The organism is Bradyrhizobium sp. LB13.1, from assembly GCF_054056815.1.
Genome location: NZ_JBSRYQ010000001.1, coordinates 1108904 through 1125566, shown reverse-complemented (window position 1 = coordinate 1125566; position 16663 = coordinate 1108904). Strand labels below are relative to the sequence as shown.

Genomic DNA, 16663 nt, shown 5'->3' with positions numbered 1-16663 from the left:
CGGCACGTGTCACTATCTTATGCTTGGGAAGACGGGTGTCAATGCCGCCCCGGAAAGCCTCGCGAAACGCTGAATCCGTAATCTTGCGGTGCCGATTTCGCGGGATTTCACCACGGAACATGTGGAAGCGAGTCGGCGGACTCTTGCGCGGGAGTCACGCCATATTGTAGCGTTTGGATTGTCAGATACGACATCTCGTGCAGTGGTTCTGATCTCTAAGTCCTTATGTACCGGCGTAAACGTTCGGGCGTTCTAGTCACGCCCGGCGAGCCTTAAGGGATTCTGGCGGCACGGGTTTTTAAAGGCTTAGGCATTCGCTGCGAGGCGCCAGGATGGCAGGCCGGCAGCGAGGGAAAGGGTGCAATGACAGTTTTGACCTGGTCCGATGATCGCGTCGAGCAGCTTAAAAAGCTCTGGGAGGCCGGACTTTCGGCCAGCCAGATCGCGGCTGAGCTCGGTAATGTGACCCGCAATGCCGTGATCGGCAAAGTGCACAGGCTCGGCCTGTCGGGTCGCGCCAAGAGCCCTTCATCGGCAGCGCCCCGGCCGCGCAAGGCGCGCCCCGCGCAGCATATGATGCGGGTGACCCGTCCGATCTCGCGCGGCAACACCGCGCTGGCACAGGCTTTCGAGGTCGAAGTGGAGGCCGAACCGGTCACCTACGACAACGTGGTGCCGATGAGCCAGCGGCTATCGCTGCTCGAGCTGAACGAGGCGACCTGCCACTGGCCGGTCGGCGATCCCTCGACCCCGGATTTCTTCTTCTGCGGCGGCAAGGCGCTTTCCGGGCTGCCCTATTGCGCCCAGCACTCGCGCGTCGCGTATCAGCCGGCGTCGGATCGGCGCCGCGCACCGGTGAAGCCGGGCCCGCGCTGAGCTAGCGGATTTAGCTGACTGCAAGGGCGGCGCCGTCACACGATGACGCCTCGGCCCACTTGATGTCGTCCCGGACAAGCGTGCCAAAAGCGCGTGCCGATCCGGAACGACGGCGGAGCTTGAAGCGAGTTACGCCTGCTGCTCCGCCTTGGCAAAACGATCATCCAGCGCGTAGCCGGCGCCGCGGACGGTGCGGATCGGGTCCTGCTCGCGGCCCAGATTGAGCAGCTTGCGCAGGCGGCCGATATGCACGTCGACGGTACGCTCGTCGATGTAGATGTCGCGGCCCCAGACGCTGTCGAGCAGTTGCTCGCGCGAGAACACCCGCCCCGGATGCTCCAGGAAGAACTCCAGCAGGCGATATTCGGTCGGGCCGAGATCGATCGGCCGGCCCGAGCGCGCCACGCGGCGCTTGTCGCGGTCGAGCTCGATGTCGCCAAAGGCGAGCACAGCGGCGAGCCGTTCGGGGCTTGCGCGCCGCAGCAGGCCCTTCACGCGCGCCAGGAGCTCCGGCACCGAGAACGGCTTGACGATGTAATCGTCGGCGCCGGTCGCAAGACCCCGCACCCGCTCGCTTTCCTCGCCGCGCGCGGTGAGCATGATGATCGGGAGCTGCTTGGTCTCGGGACGGGTGCGAAGCCGCCGGCACAATTCGATGCCCGACAGGCCCGGCAGCATCCAGTCGAGCACGATCAAATCGGGAATGTGCTCCTTGAGACGGGTGTCGGCGTCGTCGCCGCGCATGACCGTCTCGACGTCATAGCCGTCGCCTTCGAGGTTGTAGCGGAGAAGCTCGGTCAGGGCTTCCTCGTCCTCAACCACCATAATGCGTGCGCCCATCTGGGTCGTTGCTCCCTAGGTGTTCGGTATCGAGCTGGCGAAGGTCGTCATATCGCCCTTCGGCCGCTTGTCGGTGATCGCCTGGCCCTCGATCATGTAGAACACGGTCTCGGCGATGTTGGTGGCGTGGTCGCCGATCCGCTCGATGTTCTTGGCGCAGAACATCAAATGGATGCAGAACGAGATGTTGCGCGGATCCTCCATCATGTAAGTGAGGAGCTCGCGGAACAGCGAAGTGCAGATGGCGTCGACTTCCTCGTCGCCCTTCCACACCGCCATCGCCGCCGGCAAATCATGTGCGGCATAGGCGTCCAGCACCGACTTGACCTGCTGCTGCACGAGGTCTGTCATGTGCTCCAGGCCGCGGAACAGCTTGAGCGGATGGAAATCCGTCTCCAGCGCCGCGACGCGCTTGCCCATGTTCTTGGCGAGGTCGCCGATGCGCTCGAGATCGGTCGCGACGCGCATGGCGCCGACGATCTCGCGCAGATCGACCGCCATCGGCTGACGGCGGGCGATGGTGAGCACGGCGCGCTCCTCGATCTTCTTCTGGAGCGCGTCGAGCTCGGTGTCGATGGTGACGACGCGCTGGCCGAGCGGAACGTCACGGCGGATCAGCGCGTCGACGGAATCGACGATCATGCGCTCGGCGATGCCGCCCATCTCGGCAACCAGCCGGGTGAGTTCCTGGAGGTCGGTGTCGAAGGCCTTTGCGGTATGTTCAGAACCCATGTCGCGTCTCCTCAGCCGAACCGGCCGGTGATGTAATCCTGCGTGCGCCGGTCGGTCGGCGACGTAAAGATCTTGTTGGTGTCGTCGAACTCGATCAGCTCGCCGAGATACATGAAGGCGGTCTTGTCGGAGACGCGCGCCGCCTGCTGCATGTTGTGGGTGACGATCGCGATCGTGTAGTCCTCGGAGAGCTCCTGGATCAGCTCCTCGACCTTGGCGGTCGAGATCGGGTCGAGCGCCGAGCAGGGTTCGTCGAACAGGATCACCTCGGGCCGCACCGCGACGGTGCGGGCGATGCAGAGGCGTTGCTGCTGGCCGCCGGAGAGCGACAGGCCGGAGGCGTTGAGCTTGTCCTTGACCTCGTTCCACAGCGCGCCGCCGCGCAGCGCCTTCTCGACCCGGCCGTCCATCTCGGATTTCGAGATCTTCTCGTAGAGACGGATGCCGAACGCGATGTTTTCGTAGATCGTCATCGGGAACGGCGTCGGCTTCTGGAACACCATGCCGACGCGGGCGCGCAGCAAATTGAGGTCCAGCCTGGGGTCGAGGATGTTGGTCTGGTCGAGCATGAGCTGACCGGTGGCGCGCTGGCCCGGATAGAGGTCGTACATCCGGTTGAAGATGCGCAGCAGGGTCGACTTGCCGCAGCCCGACGGGCCGATGAACGCCGTGACGCGATTGGCGCCGAGCGTCAGGTTGATGTTCTTCAGCGCGTGGTGCTCGCCGTAATAGAAGTTCAGGTTGCGAACGGTCACCTTGGGGGGCGCCTCGGGCAGCATCGGCGCGGGGGGCAGTCCGCCGGCCGCGCTCATCGATACGGAAAGATCACTCATTTTGCGGTCCTCTCGGCGCCAAGGATGCGCGCGCCAATATTCAGGGCAAGAACGGTCAGGGTGATGAGCAGCGCACCGCTCCAGGCGAGCTGCTTCCAATAGGCGTAGGGGCTCTGCACGAAGTTGTTGATGGTGACCGGCAGGTTCGCCATCGTCTTGTTCAGGCCGAGGCTGAAGAACTGGTTCGACAGCGCGGTGAAGAGCAGCGGCGCGGTCTCGCCGGCGACGCGGGCAGTCGCAAGCAGCACGCCGGTGATGAGACCCGATCGGGCAGCACGATAAGCGATGCGCTTGATCACCAGCGAGCGCGGCAGGCCAAGCGCCGAGGCCGCCTCGCGCAGTGCGTTCGGCACCAGCAGCAGCATGTCCTCAGTCGTGCGCAGCACCACCGGGATGACGATGACCGCGAGCGCGAGACTGCCGGCGATCGCCGAGAAGCCGCGCATCGGCACCACCACCGCGCCGTAGATGAACAGGCCGATGATGATCGAGGGCGCCGACAGCAGGATGTCGTTGATGAAGCGGATCACCGAGGTCAGCCGGTCGTTGCGGCCGTATTCGGCGAGATAGGTGCCGGCGAACATGCCGAGCGGCGCGCCGATGCCGACGCCGATCACGGTCATGATCAGCGAGCCGACGATGGCGTTGAGCAGGCCGCCCTCGTTCGATCCGGGTGGCGGTGTGTTCTCGGTGAACAGCTGGACATTGAGGCCAGCCAGGCCGTTGTAGAGCAGCGTGATCAGGATCAGCGCAAGCCAGGTGACGCCGAAGGCGGTCGCGGCGATGCAGAGCCCGCGGATGACGAAGTCGTTGCGGCGACGGCGTGAATAGATCGGGTTCATGGCGTTAGTTCCCCGCCTTCTTTTCCAAACGCATCAGCATCAGCCGCGCGCCCGCGAGCACGAAGAACGTCAGCACGAACAGCAGCAGGCCGAGCAGGATCAGGCCGGACTGGTGCAGGCCGTCGCTCTCAGCGAACTCGGATGCGATCGCCGCCGAGATCGTGGTGCCCGGCGAAAAGATCGACGTCGAGATGCGGAACGAGTTGCCGATGATGAAGGTCACCGCCATGGTCTCGCCGAGCGCGCGGCCCAGCGCCAGCATGACGCCGCCGATGACGCCGACGCGGGTGTAGGGGATCACCACGCTGCGGACGACTTCCCAGGTGGTGCAGCCGACGCCGTAGGCGGCTTCCTTCAGGACCGGAGGCACCGTCTTGAACACGTCGACCGAGATCGAGGTGATGAAGGGCAGCACCATGATGGCGAGGATCAGCGCGGCATTGAATAGGCTGAGATAGGACGGGGGACCTGCGAAGATCCCGCCCAGCATCCGGAACGCCGTCGAAGATCTTGATCATGAAGGGCTGGAACGTGTTGGCGAGGAACGGACCCAACACGAAGAAGCCCCACATGCCGTAGATGATCGAGGGGATGCCGGCGAGCAGCTCGATCGCCATGCCGATCGGGCGGCGCAGCCATTGCGGGCAGAGCTCGGTGAGGAAGATCGCAATGCCGAGACCGACCGGGATGGCGATCAGCATCGCGATGAAGGAGGTGACGAGCGTGCCGTACATCGGCCCGAGCGCGCCGAGCACCGGCGGATCGGCGGACGGCGCCCAGCGCTGCGTCCACAGGAAGGAGAGACCGTATTCCTTCATCGCCGGAAAGGCGCCGACGATCAGCGACAGGATAATGCCGCCGAGGATCAGAAGCACCGAGATCGCGGAGAGCCGCGTGATCCAGTAGAAGGTGACGTCGCCGACTTTGAACGCGCTCAAGGCCTTGGCGCGATCATACGGTCCAGCATCGTCGATTATATCGCTCTGAACGGCCATCTCTGCCACGCCGATCCCCTGTACCAAATAGTATACGTTTTTTGTTGGTCCGTGCCCCGGATGCGACGCTGATCCGGGGCACAGTTGTGGGTCCCGGCTCTGCGCGGCAGCGTTTCACGCTGCAGCGCGTCCGGGACACGAGCATCGCGATGCTTAGCTCTTGATCTCGGCAGTCCAGGTCTTCTCGACCAGGGTCACGACGCCCTCGGGCATCGGGATGTAGTCGAGCTCTTCAGCCGCCTTGCCGCCGTTCTTGAAGGCCCAGCGGAAGAACTTGATGGCTTCCTGCGAGGCCGCCTTGTCGGTGGCGTCCTTGTGCATGAGGATGAAGGTCGCCGCCGTGATCGGCCAGGACTTCTCGCCGGGCTGGTCGGTCAGAATGACGTAGTAGCCGGGAGCCTTGGCCCAGTCGGCGTTGGATGCGGCCGCCTGGAAGGCTTCGACGGTCGGTTGCACCGGCTTGCCGGCCTTGTTGACGAGACCGGTGTAGGTCAGCTTGTTCTGCTTGGCATAGGCGTACTCGACGTAACCGATCGAGTTCTTGGTCTGGCTGATGTTGCCCGACACGCCTTCGTTGCCCTTGGCGCCGACGCCGACCGGCCACTCGACGGCGGTACCTTCACCGACCTTGCTCTTCCAGTCAGCGCTGGCCTTGGCGAGATAGTTGGTGAAGTTGAAGGTGGTGCCCGAACCGTCCGAACGGCGGACCACGGTGATCGCCTCCGACGGCAGCTTCAGGTTCGGATTGAGCTTCTTGATCGCGGCGTCGTCCCATTTGGTGACCTTGCCGAGATAGATGCCGGCGAGGGTCTCGCCGTCGAACACCATCTCACCGGGCTTCACGCCCTCGATGTTGACGACGGGAACGATGGCACCCATCACCATCGGCCATTGGACGAGGCCGTCCTTTTCGAGCTGCTCGGCCTTGAGCGGCGCGTCGCTGGCGCCGAAGGTCACGGTCTTGGCCTGGATCTGCTTGATACCGCCGCCGGAACCGATCGACTGGTAGTTTAGACCGTTGCCGGTCTCTTTCTTGTAGGTGTCAGCCCATTTCGAATAGATCGGGAACGGGAACGTCGCACCGGCACCGGTGATATCGGCGGCAAAGGCCGCCGTCGTCGATGCGGCGACCAAGCCAGCAGCGACGATCGTTTTGAGGAAATTCATGTTGGTCTCCATGCAGGGGAGCGAAGCGCCATCCGCGCCCGATCGCGCTCCCCGTGCCGCTCCTTTAGGAGCGGACAGCTGAGCTTTTACGAAGCTTTCGTGACAGCTGGATGACGGAGACAAGCAATTGGAATCGCTTGTATTTCAGCTCTGGATCAAGGCCTTCACCTGGGGAAAACAGGCGGTAAAAGTGGCGCCCTGCTTGGGCACGCTTTCGATCAAAAGCCGGCCGCGATGGCGGTTAAGAATATGTTTCACCAGCGATAATCCGAGGCCGGTGCCGCCCTGCGAGCGGCTGTCACCGATATCGACCCGGTAGAAGCGCTCGGTCAGCCGCGGCAAATGCTCCGGCGCGATGCCGGGGCCGAAATCCCGGACCAGGACCCGGATCTCCTGAGTTCCATCAATGGCAGGACTGGACGTCAGCGACACGACGACACGGCCACCCGAGGCGCCGTATTTGAGCGCGTTCTCGATCAAATTTTCGAACAGGCGGAGCAGCTCCTCGCGGTCGCCCGCGATCATCACCGGCGTCTCCGGCAGATGGGTCTCGACCTCGACCCGGCGTTCCCGCGCCAGCGGTTCGAGCCCGTCGGCGACCTGGAAGATGATCGGCAGCAGGTCGACCAGGGTGTCGGGGCGCACATGGGCTGACAGTTCCACCCGCGACAGCGACAGCAGATCGTCGATCAGGCGCGCCATGCGGGTGGCCTGGTTGTGCATGATGCCGAGGAAGCGCTCGCGCGCCTTGGGATCGTCCTTGGCCTGGCCCTGGAGCGTGTCGATGAAGCCGGACAGTGCGGCCAGCGGCGTGCGCAGCTCGTGGCTGGCATTGGCGACGAAATCGGCACGCATTTCCTCGACCCGGCGCAGCGGCGTCTGGTCGTGGAAGGTCATCAGCATGCATTTGTCGGCGCCGCCGAAGGTGGTCGGCACCGGCACCGGCGTGATGGTCAGCTCCATCCAGCGATCGACCGGGACATGTTCGAGATAGGTCGCGCGCCGCGGCTCGGTAGTCGCGATCGACTCGCGCAGAGCGGTGATGATCTCCGGCGAGCGCAGTGCGAACTGGGCCAGCTCGTTCCGGCGCAGCGCCGGCGCGAGTTGGGCGGCCGCAGCGTTGAGATGGATGACGCGGCCGGCACGGTCGAGCAGCACCGCAGGATCGGGCATGCCGGCAACGACCGCGGCCACCGCCGCGCTCTCGACGGGGTTGACGCGGCGGGTGTCTTCGCGCGAGGCGGCAGTATCGTGCAGGCGCCACGGGATCAGCGCTGCGGCAGCGATGCAGAGGAACACTGTCGCCGCCCGCATCACCGACAATTCGCCGAGCGAGACCACCACCGACAGCGCCAGCGCTGCGGCGATCAGGATGATGGTCGAGTGCCGCAGCCGGTCGGACCAGGGCCGGGCGGTGGGAGACGATGGGGCGTCGATCGCCATCGGGGCGGGCTTCTCCTGGGACTATTTGCGCCGGTCAGGCGCCGCTGTCGCTGCGCTTTCTCACATAAGCGGCTTCAGGCGCGGGGCCGGGGTCGAGCTTGAGCGCGGCCTGCTGCAAGCGTTTCGATCGTGCGCCGATGATAACCTCGCGAAACGTCAGCAAGACTACAGATATGACAAAGGGGGACAGATAATAGAGCACGCGGAACAGCAGCATGCCGCCCAGCAGTTCCTCGCGGTCCATCTGCCAGAGGCCGACCAGCATGGCGGCGTCGAACACGCCAAGGCCCCCGGGCGAATGGCTGGCAAAGCCGAGCAAGGTGGCCGAGACGAAGATCACCGCGACCACCACGAAGCCGAGATTGGGCTCGTCCGGAACCAGCACGTACATCGCGAGCGCGCAGAAGCCGAGATCGATGATGCCGATCGTGATCTGGAGCAGCGTCAGCGGGCCGCCCGGCAGCATCACGGTCCAGGGTCCGCGACCGACCATCCGCGGCTGGGTCCAGACCCAGACCACATAGGCGACCAGCCCGACGATGATCATCATCGCCAGCGCCCGGTTCAGCCAGGGCGGCAGCTGGTCGATCGCCGCGGCGGCCTCCGGATGATAGGAGATGCCGAGGCCCAGCACGGCGGCATTGCCGAGCCAGAAAGTCAGGCCGGCGAGGAAACAGATTTTTGCGACGTCGATCGCGTTCAGGCCGTAGGCCGAATAGATGCGGTAGCGCACTGCGCCGCCGGTGAAGACGCTGGCGCCGACATTGTGGCCGATCGAATAGCTGGTAAAGGCGGCGAGCGCGTTGATGCGATAGGGCACGTGCGCGTGGCCGATCGCGCGCACGGCGAACAAATCGTAGAAGGTCAGCGTGAAATAGCCCGCGGCGACGAACAGCCCCGCCATCGCAATCTGGCTCGGCTCGGTGCTCTTGATCGCTTCAAGGACCTCGTTGACATCGATGCCGCGCAGCATGTGGTAGAGCACGTAGCAAGCGATGCCGATGACCGCGACGCTGATCACAACTCCAAGCTTATGCAGGATTTGCTTCTGGCGCAGAAACGACATCGCTCTGCGTATGGCTTCCAGCATCTAAACCTCGAACAACGCTTCAGCGGCCAGGGAGGCCGGCGAACAGGCGGACGACACGCAGGCGCTCAACGAACCTTCGCCGCCGGCTCCGGCATCGCGCAGGCCCCCTTCCTCTCCCCTAGCGCGTTTTCGGGCGGAGTGGAATTCGGCAATTCGAACAAAAACTCGTGCCTTCAGTATTTTAGGCAGGGTTATGGGCTCCTGGTGCACGGTTTGGCGCTTTCGGCGGCAAGACTGACGCGAATCTCCATGGCGATCCTGCGCAGTCGCCATGAAGTTTTGATGATTTCGACCGCACAATGTTCCGTCACGGCTTAAGCCGACGTCAATCTATGGGCCGCACCCACCTCTTGAAAGAGGGGTGACTTGAGCGCTTGATCGCGGTTTTCCGATGTGCCGAACGGCCGCGCAGCCCGACCCTGACTCCCGTGGTCAAGGGGGCACGGCAACATCACAGAGCGGCCGGCGGCGCGGTGCGCGAGACCACGCGGTCGCGCAGCCAGGCGCCGATGGTGCAGCCGACAAGGTAGCAGGCGAACATGATCAGGGCGAGGTCGAGCCAGTAGCCGAAACGGCCGGGGACCACATGCGCGAACGAGACGGCGACCAGGGCGGCCGCAAGCACGGCGAGCCAGCGCGCGGTCACTTTCGAGGTGCCGTTGCCGCGCTGGACCACCGAGATCCAGCCCATGCAAAAGCCGAGCAGTAGCGAGCCGATCAACCAGCCGAGATGAAACGAGACGAGATAGGGCATCGTTACCTCACCAGAAATTCGATGCGGCGGTTCTGCGCCTTGGCGTCTTCGGTGGCGTTACCGGCGACGGGCTGCGTGCTGCCATAGCCGACCGCGGTGAAGCGGCTGGCGGGCAGCCCGGCCTTGACCAGATAATCGATCACCGCCTGCGCGCGCTTCTGCGAGAGAGCCTGGTTGAAGGCGTCCTCACCGTCGGCATCGGTATGCCCGGCGACCTCGATATTGGTGGTGGGGCATCGCAGCGCCGTCTCGATCAGATGATCGAGAATGCCGGCGGAATCCGGATCGATGTCGGCGCGCTTCGCCCCGAAGCGGATCTTGGCCTTGGCCAGCAGCTCCGAGAACAATTGCTGGCACACGGTGCCATCGACCGGGCCGGCCGCGGGTTTCACCGTGATTTCCGGCTTGTACTGCCAGTTTTTCGGGAAATCCTTGCCAAGGCCTGCCCGGATGTCGTTGGCGGCCCCTTCATAGAGCGCATCGCCCGACAGCTTTACCTCGCGGTCGGATACGACGAGCGTGCCGGTCGACAGTCGCGACAGCCCGCCGAGCGCTGCGACCACGGCGGGATTGAAGGCGCCGGGCGCGCCGAGGCTGGCCTTGAGATTGTCGACTACCTTTTCGTTGAAGAATTTCCGCGACGCGCTGGTGACGATTGCCGTGTGGACATTGTTGTCGGGAACATAACCGGTCAGCGTCACCGTCGCGGCCACCGGATCCTTGTAGGCCTGGAAGACGTAGGGCGGCGCCTTGACGTCGTTGGCAGCAATCGAGAAGCCCTCGGGCAGGTTCTTGAGCGCGGCTGCGACCGCTTCGCGGCCGCCGAGGTCGCGCGCCATGCCCGACAGATTGACCTTGGTGTCCGTTATCGTGATCTTGCCGTCCTTGAGCTTGCCGATCTGGTCGAGCAGCAGCGTCGCAGCCGCCTCGAACCGCGGCGGCGCGCCGCGCGCCAGCCCCATTTGATCGGCCACCTCGACGCCGCCGAGCTCCTTGCGGGCCGCCTCGGTCAGGCGGCCCTTGATCGACGGCAAGGGCGCGGAGCCTGACAGCGTCACCCGCACCACGTCGCGTTCGGCGTTCCAGACGAAGGGTTTGGCCTCGGGAACGAGGCGGGTCCGGTCGTCGACCAGGCGCACGCCGGGGACGGTCTCGACCGCCACCACGGCGTCGCGCCGCCCCTCCTCGGAAAATGCGTCCGCGGCCAGGCTGACGTCGCGGCCGTCCACTGCGATCCGGGTCTTGTCCAGAACGGTGTCCTTGAGGGCGGCCGAACTCCGGGCGGAAAGGTCCGCCTCGACCGGCAAGGTATTATTCCAGGCCGCAAATCCCCACATGACGGCCAGCGGGATTAACCCCGGCCACCATTTGCTGGCCCACCTGAAAAGCTTCTGCATTCGACGACCCGAACTCTGGAACCGGAGACAAAACAAACCCTTGGCAGGCTGTCAAACCGGAAATGACGCCCTTCCAAAGGCCCTGCATGGACAATTGGAATAACTTTTTCTTCAAGGGTTCTTCCGTAAGTTGAATCCGGAATGCCAGAGTCCGCCCGCCGGTCATGAAACAACTCCGAAACAACGTCATCCGCGCCGGGCTGGGAGCACTCTATTTCAGCGGGGCGCACCATCTGTTGCGCCCGCTTTTATCGGGCGTCGGCGCTATTTTCATGCTGCACCACGTGCGGCCGGGCCGCGACGCCGCATTCCAGCCGAACCGGCATCTCGAAGTCACCCCCGAATTCCTGCGCGCCACGCTCAGCCATTTGCGCTCGCACGAGATCGACATCGTCAGCATGGACGAGCTGCATGAGCGGCTGGTGCGGGGCCGGTTCGACCGCCGCTTCGCCGCCTTCACGCTCGACGACGGCTATCGCGACAATCTCGATTATGCGCTGCCGGTTCTGCGCGAATTTGACGCGCCTCTGGCGGTCTATGTCGCCAGCGATTTCGCCGAGGGCACGGGGCGGCTGTGGTGGGAGGCGCTGGAAGCCGTGATCGCCAAGACCGAGCAGATCGAGGTCAAAATCGGCAATGCCGCGCTGCGGCTCGATGCGACGACGCCGGCCGCCAAGCAGGCGGCGTTCGACCGCGTGCACGACTGGCTCCGTGCATTGCCGGGCGAGCACGATCTCAAGCGCGAGATCGAAGCGCTCTGCACCAGGTATGGCGTCGATATGGCCGCGTTGTGCCGCGGCCTCTGCCTGTCCTGGGACGAGGTGAAGAGATTTGCCGCCGATCCCCTGGTCACGATCGGTGCCCACACCATCAGCCATTGCAATCTCGCCAAGCAAAGCGAAGAGATCGCCACGCAAGAGATAGCCGTGAGCCGCGCGCGGATCGAGCAGGCGCTCGGCCGCAATGTCCAGCATCTTGCCTATCCCTATGGCGACCGCCAAGCCGCAGGCGAGCGTGAATTCGCCCTTGCGGCGGCCGCCGGTTTCAAGACCGCGGTGACGACGCGGCCCGGTATGCTGTTCGCCGAGAACGCCGGCCACATGACCGCGCTGCCACGCGTCTCGCTCAACGGCAATTACCAGGACACGCGAATTTTGCCGGTGCTGACCTCAGGCGCCGCGACCGCGATGTGGAATGGCTTTCGAAGGATCGCGGCGGCTTGATCCAACCGCACACTCAGACCTCATCCTGAGGAGCGCTCCGAAGGAGCGCGTCTCGAAGGATGGGCCGCCCGCATCCTTCGAGACGCGCTGGCGCGCTCCTCAGGATGAGGGCGGAGCTGACGACGAGCTGAGTTGACTCCCCTCCCCACCCCGCTCACAACCAGCGCAAACCAAGGGAGGCATCATGTTCAACGATCTGTTCTCGCTCAAAGGACGCGTCGCGCTGGTGACCGGCGGCTCGCGCGGCATCGGCAAGATGATCGCGGCGGGATTTCTCAGCGCCGGTGCGGCGAAGGTCTACATCACCGCGCGCAAGGCCGGGCCTTGCGAAGCGACCGCGAACGAGCTCACCGCGCAGTATGGCGGCGAGTGCATCGCGCTGCCGATCGACATCTCGACGCTCGCTGGCGCCGAGCTGCTCGCGAGTGAATTTGGGAAGCGCGAGCCAAAACTCGACATCCTCGTCAACAATGCGGGCGCGGCCTGGGGCGCGGAGTTCGACGAGTTTCCGGAGAGCGGCTGGGACAAGGTGATGAACCTCAACCTCAAGGCGCCGTTCTTCCTGACCAAGGCGCTGGCGCCGATGCTGCGCGCGGCGGCCTCGGCAGAGCGGCCAGCAAAGGTGATCAACATCGCCTCGATCGACGGCATTTTCGTTAATCCGGGCGAGACCTATTCCTACGCGGCGAGCAAGGCCGGGCTGATCCATTTGACGCGGCGCATGGCCGTGAAGCTGATCTCCGACCATGTCGTGGTCACCGCGATCGCGCCGGGCCCGTTCAAATCCGACATGAACCGCGCCGCGCGCGACCACAGCGACGAGGTCTCGACCCGCGTGCCCGCGGGGCGCATCGGCACCGACGAGGACATGGCGGGTGCCGCGATCTATCTCGCCTCGCGCGCGGGGGACTATGTGGTGGGCGCAACCATCGCGGTGGATGGTGGAATTGTTTACGCAAACCCGGGGATCAAGGGGAGCGGGTGGGATAGCTGAGGGTTGCCGCGAGGGCGGCATGCCCTCGCCTCATACTCAGTGTCGTGCCCCGCGAAGGCGGGGCATCCAGTACGCTGCGGCCTATCGATTCTAGCCTCGCTGCCTCTGGAATACTGGATCACCCGCTTCCCGCGGGTGATGACACCATTTGTATTGCGAGAGCGTCAGACCCTGACCCCTACGACTCGATCTTCACGTACTCGAAATCGCCCGGCTTGTTGTCGATGCCGACCTTCGGCGGCGAGATCCAGGATGCGAACACGCCGGTCTCGGTGACGGGCTGCATCAGCGAGGTGATGAAGTCGCCGTCAGCGGTCGAAGGCAGCCAATCATCCTTGCGCTTGGCCCAATTGGCGTCGTCGATCAGCAGGCCGTCGGGCGTCGCGTGGATAGCCTTGAACTCGCCGATATGGCGGTGGAAAGCGACGTTGGGCAGCTTGAGCTGAAACTGATAGCCCGCGGTCGAGATCACCTTGTTCCAGCGCAGCATGCCCTTGACGCAATCCTGGCTGTAATCGTCGCGCAGGCGCATGTTGAGCGCGGTCAGCGCCGGCTCGTCGACCAGCTTGATCTCGCCGTCGATGAACTTCAGCACCGGATAGGTCGCGTTCTTGAGCTGGTGATCGTCGTCGATCTGGGTCTCGTGATAGCGGCCCTTGATGCCGGTGTTGAAGGCGTTGGCCGCGTTGGTCGAGACTTCCGAGCCGAACAGATCAAGCGATAGCGTATAGTGCAGGTTCAGCTTCTTCTGGATGGTCGGCAGGTCGATCACGCCGAGCGCGCGGACTTTTGCGATGTCGGACGGATCGGTGATGCCGGCTTCGCGCATCGCATCGCAGGTGCGCTGCACGACGCGGGTGATGCCGGTCTCGCCGACGAACATGTGGTGCGCTTCCTCGGTCAGCATGAAGCGGCAGGTGCGCGACAGCGGATCGAAGCCGGACTGCGCCAGCGAGTGCAGCTGCATCTTGCCGTCGCGGTCGGTGAAATAGGTGAACATGAAGAAGGACAGCCAGTCCGGCGTCGCCTCGTTGAAGGCGCCCAGCATGCGCGGCGAGTCAGCGTCACCCGAGCGGCGGCGCAACAAATCGTCAGCCTCTTCACGTCCGTCGCGACCAAAGTACTTTTGCAGCAGGTAGACCATCGCCCAGAGGTGACGGCCTTCCTCGACATTGACCTGGAACAGATTGCGCATGTCGTACAGCGAGGGCGCGGTCTTGCCGAGGTGGCGCTGCTGCTCGACCGAGGCAGGCTCGGTGTCGCCCTGGATCACGATCAGACGGCGCAGCATGGCGCGATATTCGCCCGGGACTTCCTGCCAGGCCGGCTCGCCAAAATGCTCGCCGAACGGCACGACGCGATTCTCCTCCTGGGGCGCCAGAAGAATGCCCCAGCGATAGTCGGGCATCCGCACATAGTCGAACTTGTGGCCCAGCCGCGCGGATCGACGGAGTAGGCGGTACGCAAATACACCAGCGACTCCTGGAAACCTTCCGGCCCCATGTCGCTCCACCAATCCATGTAGCCGGGATGCCAGCCTTCCAGCGCCTTCAACACCTGGCGGTCTTCGGCGAGATTGACGTTGTTCGGAATCTTGGTCGAGTAGTCGACGTTCATGATGTTCATGCTCATGGCCGTGCTCCTTGCGATCTCTTGTCCCGGATGCAGTGCGGCGCGAAGTGCTGCACTGCTGAGCCGGGACCTATTGTCCGGTCCGTAATGGGTCCCGGTTCTGCGCAGCGTCACTTCGTGCCGCAGCGCGCCCGGGACACGAAAGTCGTCACACCCGCGTCATATCGAATTTCGGCTTCTGGCCGCTGCCGTAGCGGCGCAGCGCGCCTTCCTCGCCGACCGCGTTGGGGCGCTGGAAGATCCAGTTCTGCCAGGCGGTGAGACGCGAGAAGATTTTCGACTCCATCGTCTCGGGGCCGACGAAGCGGAGGCTCGCTTCCATGCCGGTGAGACTGTCCGGCGAGAAGCTGGCGCGCTCCTCCAGGAACACGCGGACCTCGTCGTCCCAGTCGATGTCGTCGAGCGCGAAGGTGACGAGGCCGAGTTCTTCGGCCTGCTCGGCGTCCAGAGCCGTGCCTATCGTGGCTTCCGCGCGCTGCACGTCGGACGGGTCGGCCTGGAAGCGCGACTGAAGCCGCGTCAGGCCATGGCTCATCGGATACGGGCCGAAATTCATCGCTGACAGTTCGATCGACGGCGGCGGGCGGTTGTCACCCTGGCGCGTGCCGATCAGCATGTAGGAGCGGTCGGCGGCGAAGACGAGCTCGGCGAGCGTGCCTGCGAAGCAGGAGCCGGGCTCGACCAGCGTCACCAGCGTGCGCGAGGTGACGTCGATGCGCTTCAAGACGCGCTTCCAGTAATGCCTGATCTCGTTGACCAGCCAATGCGCCTTGTTGGCTTCGAGGAAGGCATCGCAGGCGAGCACATGGGCGCGATCGCCGTGACTCTTGAACACCAGCATGGCGATCTCGAGCTCGTTGATGCGCAGATGCAGGATCGCGTCGTCGAGTTCGCGCGCGACCTGGAGCGGCCAGAACGCGACACCCTGCGCCATCATGCCGTCGATGTCGGCCGGCGGCGCAGCTTCAGGCGCCTTGATCGAGATCGTCGCGATGCGCGCGGCGCGGTCGATATCCACGGTGACGAAGCCATAGCGCAGGCTGGTCTCGTCGATGACGCGCTTGAGCGGGGAGAGAGCAATGCCCTTGCCGCTTCCGGTGCGCTTCGACGCAGCCGCAAACTCCCTGGCACGCTCGACGACCTTGCCCTCGAGCTTGCTGTTCGGCGCGATCTCGTCGACCAGGCGCCATTGCACGGCGCGCTTGCCCTTGACGCCTTCTTCGATAGTGCAGAAGAAATCGGCGTGGTCGCGGCGCACCTTGCGCTTGTCGACCACACGCGTGAGGCCTCCGGTGCCGGGCAGCACCGCCAGCAGCGGCACTTCGGGCAAGGCAACGGCAGATGCGCCGTCATCGGCGAGCATGATGTAGTCGGTGGCGAGCGCAAGCTCATAGCCGCCGCCGGCGGCCGAGCCGTTCACGACAGTGATGAAGCGCTGGCCGGAATTCTCCGACGAGTCTTCCATGCCGTTGCGAGTCTCGTTGGTGAACTTGCAGAAGTTGACCTTGTGGGCGTGGGTCGAGCCGGCGAGCATGCGGATGTTGGCGCCGGCGCAGAACACGCGGTTCTTGGCCGAGCGCATCACCACGACCTTCACGTCGGGGTGCTCGAAGCGCAGCCGCTGCACCACGTCCGCAAGCTCGATATCAACGCCGAGATCGTAGGAGTTGAGCTTGAGCAGATAGCCCTCGAACAGGCCGCCGTTCTCGTCGACGTCCATGGTCAGGGTAGCGACGTCACCGTCGACCGCGAGCTTCCAGTGCCGGTAGCGGGACGGTTCGGTCTGGAAATCGATGAATGTCGCGCCGCCTGCGAGGCGCCGATCTTCCCCGGCCATGGGCCACC

14 protein-coding genes and 2 pseudogenes are annotated in these 16663 nt (G+C 64.4%); 3 read left to right on the top strand and 13 right to left on the bottom strand.

Annotated features, from left to right (window positions below; genetic code table 11):
- Positions 1 to 363: 363 nt before the first annotated feature.
- A complete protein-coding gene (locus ACVWYI_RS05245; protein WP_354048328.1) occupies positions 364 to 876 on the top strand; it encodes a GcrA family cell cycle regulator in 513 nt (170 codons plus the stop codon).
- A 129-nt stretch (positions 877 to 1005) separates the two neighbouring features.
- Here the strand turns inward: ACVWYI_RS05245 and phoB are convergent, their stop codons facing one another.
- From phoB to ACVWYI_RS05190, 11 genes and pseudogenes are all read right to left on the bottom strand, one after another.
- Positions 1006 to 1716, bottom strand: a complete 711-nt coding sequence (gene phoB / locus ACVWYI_RS05240; RefSeq protein ID WP_247338705.1) for a phosphate regulon transcriptional regulator PhoB — start codon at positions 1714 to 1716, stop codon at positions 1006 to 1008.
- 15 nt (positions 1717 to 1731) lie between these two features.
- Positions 1732 to 2448 carry a phosphate signaling complex protein PhoU gene (gene phoU / locus ACVWYI_RS05235; protein ID WP_456661415.1) on the bottom strand — a complete coding sequence of 239 codons (717 nt, stop codon included), beginning with the start codon at positions 2446 to 2448 and terminating at the stop codon, positions 1732 to 1734.
- Between the two features lie 11 nt (positions 2449 to 2459).
- Complete coding sequence (gene pstB / locus ACVWYI_RS05230) at positions 2460 to 3281, bottom strand: phosphate ABC transporter ATP-binding protein PstB (RefSeq protein WP_456661414.1); 822 nt, start codon at positions 3279 to 3281, stop codon at positions 2460 to 2462.
- Entirely contained in the window at positions 3278 to 4123 is an 846-nt protein-coding gene (gene pstA, locus ACVWYI_RS05225) for a phosphate ABC transporter permease PstA (protein WP_456661413.1), read from the bottom strand. Before pstA ends, pstB begins: the two co-directional genes overlap by 4 nt.
- 4 nt (positions 4124 to 4127) lie before the next feature.
- Positions 4128 to 5118, bottom strand: a pseudogene (pstC, locus tag ACVWYI_RS05220) (phosphate ABC transporter permease subunit PstC).
- 153 nt (positions 5119 to 5271) lie between these two features.
- Entirely contained in the window at positions 5272 to 6285 is a 1014-nt protein-coding gene (gene pstS / locus ACVWYI_RS05215) for a phosphate ABC transporter substrate-binding protein PstS (RefSeq protein WP_456661412.1), read from the bottom strand.
- 144 nt (positions 6286 to 6429) lie between these two features.
- Positions 6430 to 7728 (bottom strand): ATP-binding protein, encoded by a 1299-nt coding sequence (locus ACVWYI_RS05210; protein ID WP_456661411.1) that lies wholly within the window; start codon positions 7726 to 7728, stop codon positions 6430 to 6432.
- A 34-nt stretch (positions 7729 to 7762) separates the two neighbouring features.
- Positions 7763 to 8818: a putative bifunctional lysylphosphatidylglycerol flippase/synthetase gene (locus ACVWYI_RS05205; RefSeq protein WP_354048320.1), complete on the bottom strand. Its 1056-nt coding sequence runs from the start codon at positions 8816 to 8818 to the stop codon at positions 7763 to 7765.
- Between the two features lie 451 nt (positions 8819 to 9269).
- Complete coding sequence (locus ACVWYI_RS05200) at positions 9270 to 9572, bottom strand: hypothetical protein (protein WP_247338718.1); 303 nt, start codon at positions 9570 to 9572, stop codon at positions 9270 to 9272.
- 2 nt (positions 9573 to 9574) lie between these two features.
- The gene (locus ACVWYI_RS05195) at positions 9575 to 10969 is read right to left on the bottom strand and encodes an OmpA family protein (protein ID WP_456661410.1); all 1395 of its coding nucleotides are present in this window, start codon (positions 10967 to 10969) and stop codon (positions 9575 to 9577) included.
- Positions 10884 to 11135, bottom strand: coding sequence for a hypothetical protein (locus ACVWYI_RS05190; protein ID WP_456664622.1), 252 nt, complete (start codon positions 11133 to 11135; stop codon positions 10884 to 10886). The genes ACVWYI_RS05195 and ACVWYI_RS05190 overlap by 86 nt, the downstream gene beginning before the upstream one ends.
- Here ACVWYI_RS05190 and ACVWYI_RS05185 point away from each other — a divergent pair.
- Together ACVWYI_RS05185 and ACVWYI_RS05180 are read left to right on the top strand one after the other, a co-directional pair.
- Positions 11134 to 12192, top strand: coding sequence for a polysaccharide deacetylase family protein (locus ACVWYI_RS05185; protein ID WP_456661409.1), 1059 nt, complete (start codon positions 11134 to 11136; stop codon positions 12190 to 12192). The genes ACVWYI_RS05190 and ACVWYI_RS05185 overlap by 2 nt on opposite strands.
- 184 nt (positions 12193 to 12376) lie before the next feature.
- Positions 12377 to 13186, top strand: coding sequence for an SDR family oxidoreductase (locus ACVWYI_RS05180; RefSeq protein ID WP_354103229.1), 810 nt, complete (start codon positions 12377 to 12379; stop codon positions 13184 to 13186).
- Positions 13187 to 13364: 178 nt separating this feature from the next.
- On the opposite strand, the pseudogene boxB reads toward ACVWYI_RS05180, so the two are convergent.
- Together boxB and boxC are read right to left on the bottom strand one after the other, a co-directional pair.
- Positions 13365 to 14818: pseudogene (gene boxB / locus ACVWYI_RS05175) on the bottom strand (benzoyl-CoA 2,3-epoxidase subunit BoxB).
- 148 nt (positions 14819 to 14966) lie between these two features.
- Positions 14967 to 16655, bottom strand: a complete 1689-nt coding sequence (boxC, locus tag ACVWYI_RS05170; protein WP_456661408.1) for a 2,3-epoxybenzoyl-CoA dihydrolase — start codon at positions 16653 to 16655, stop codon at positions 14967 to 14969.
- Between the last annotated feature and the right edge of the window lie 8 nt (positions 16656 to 16663).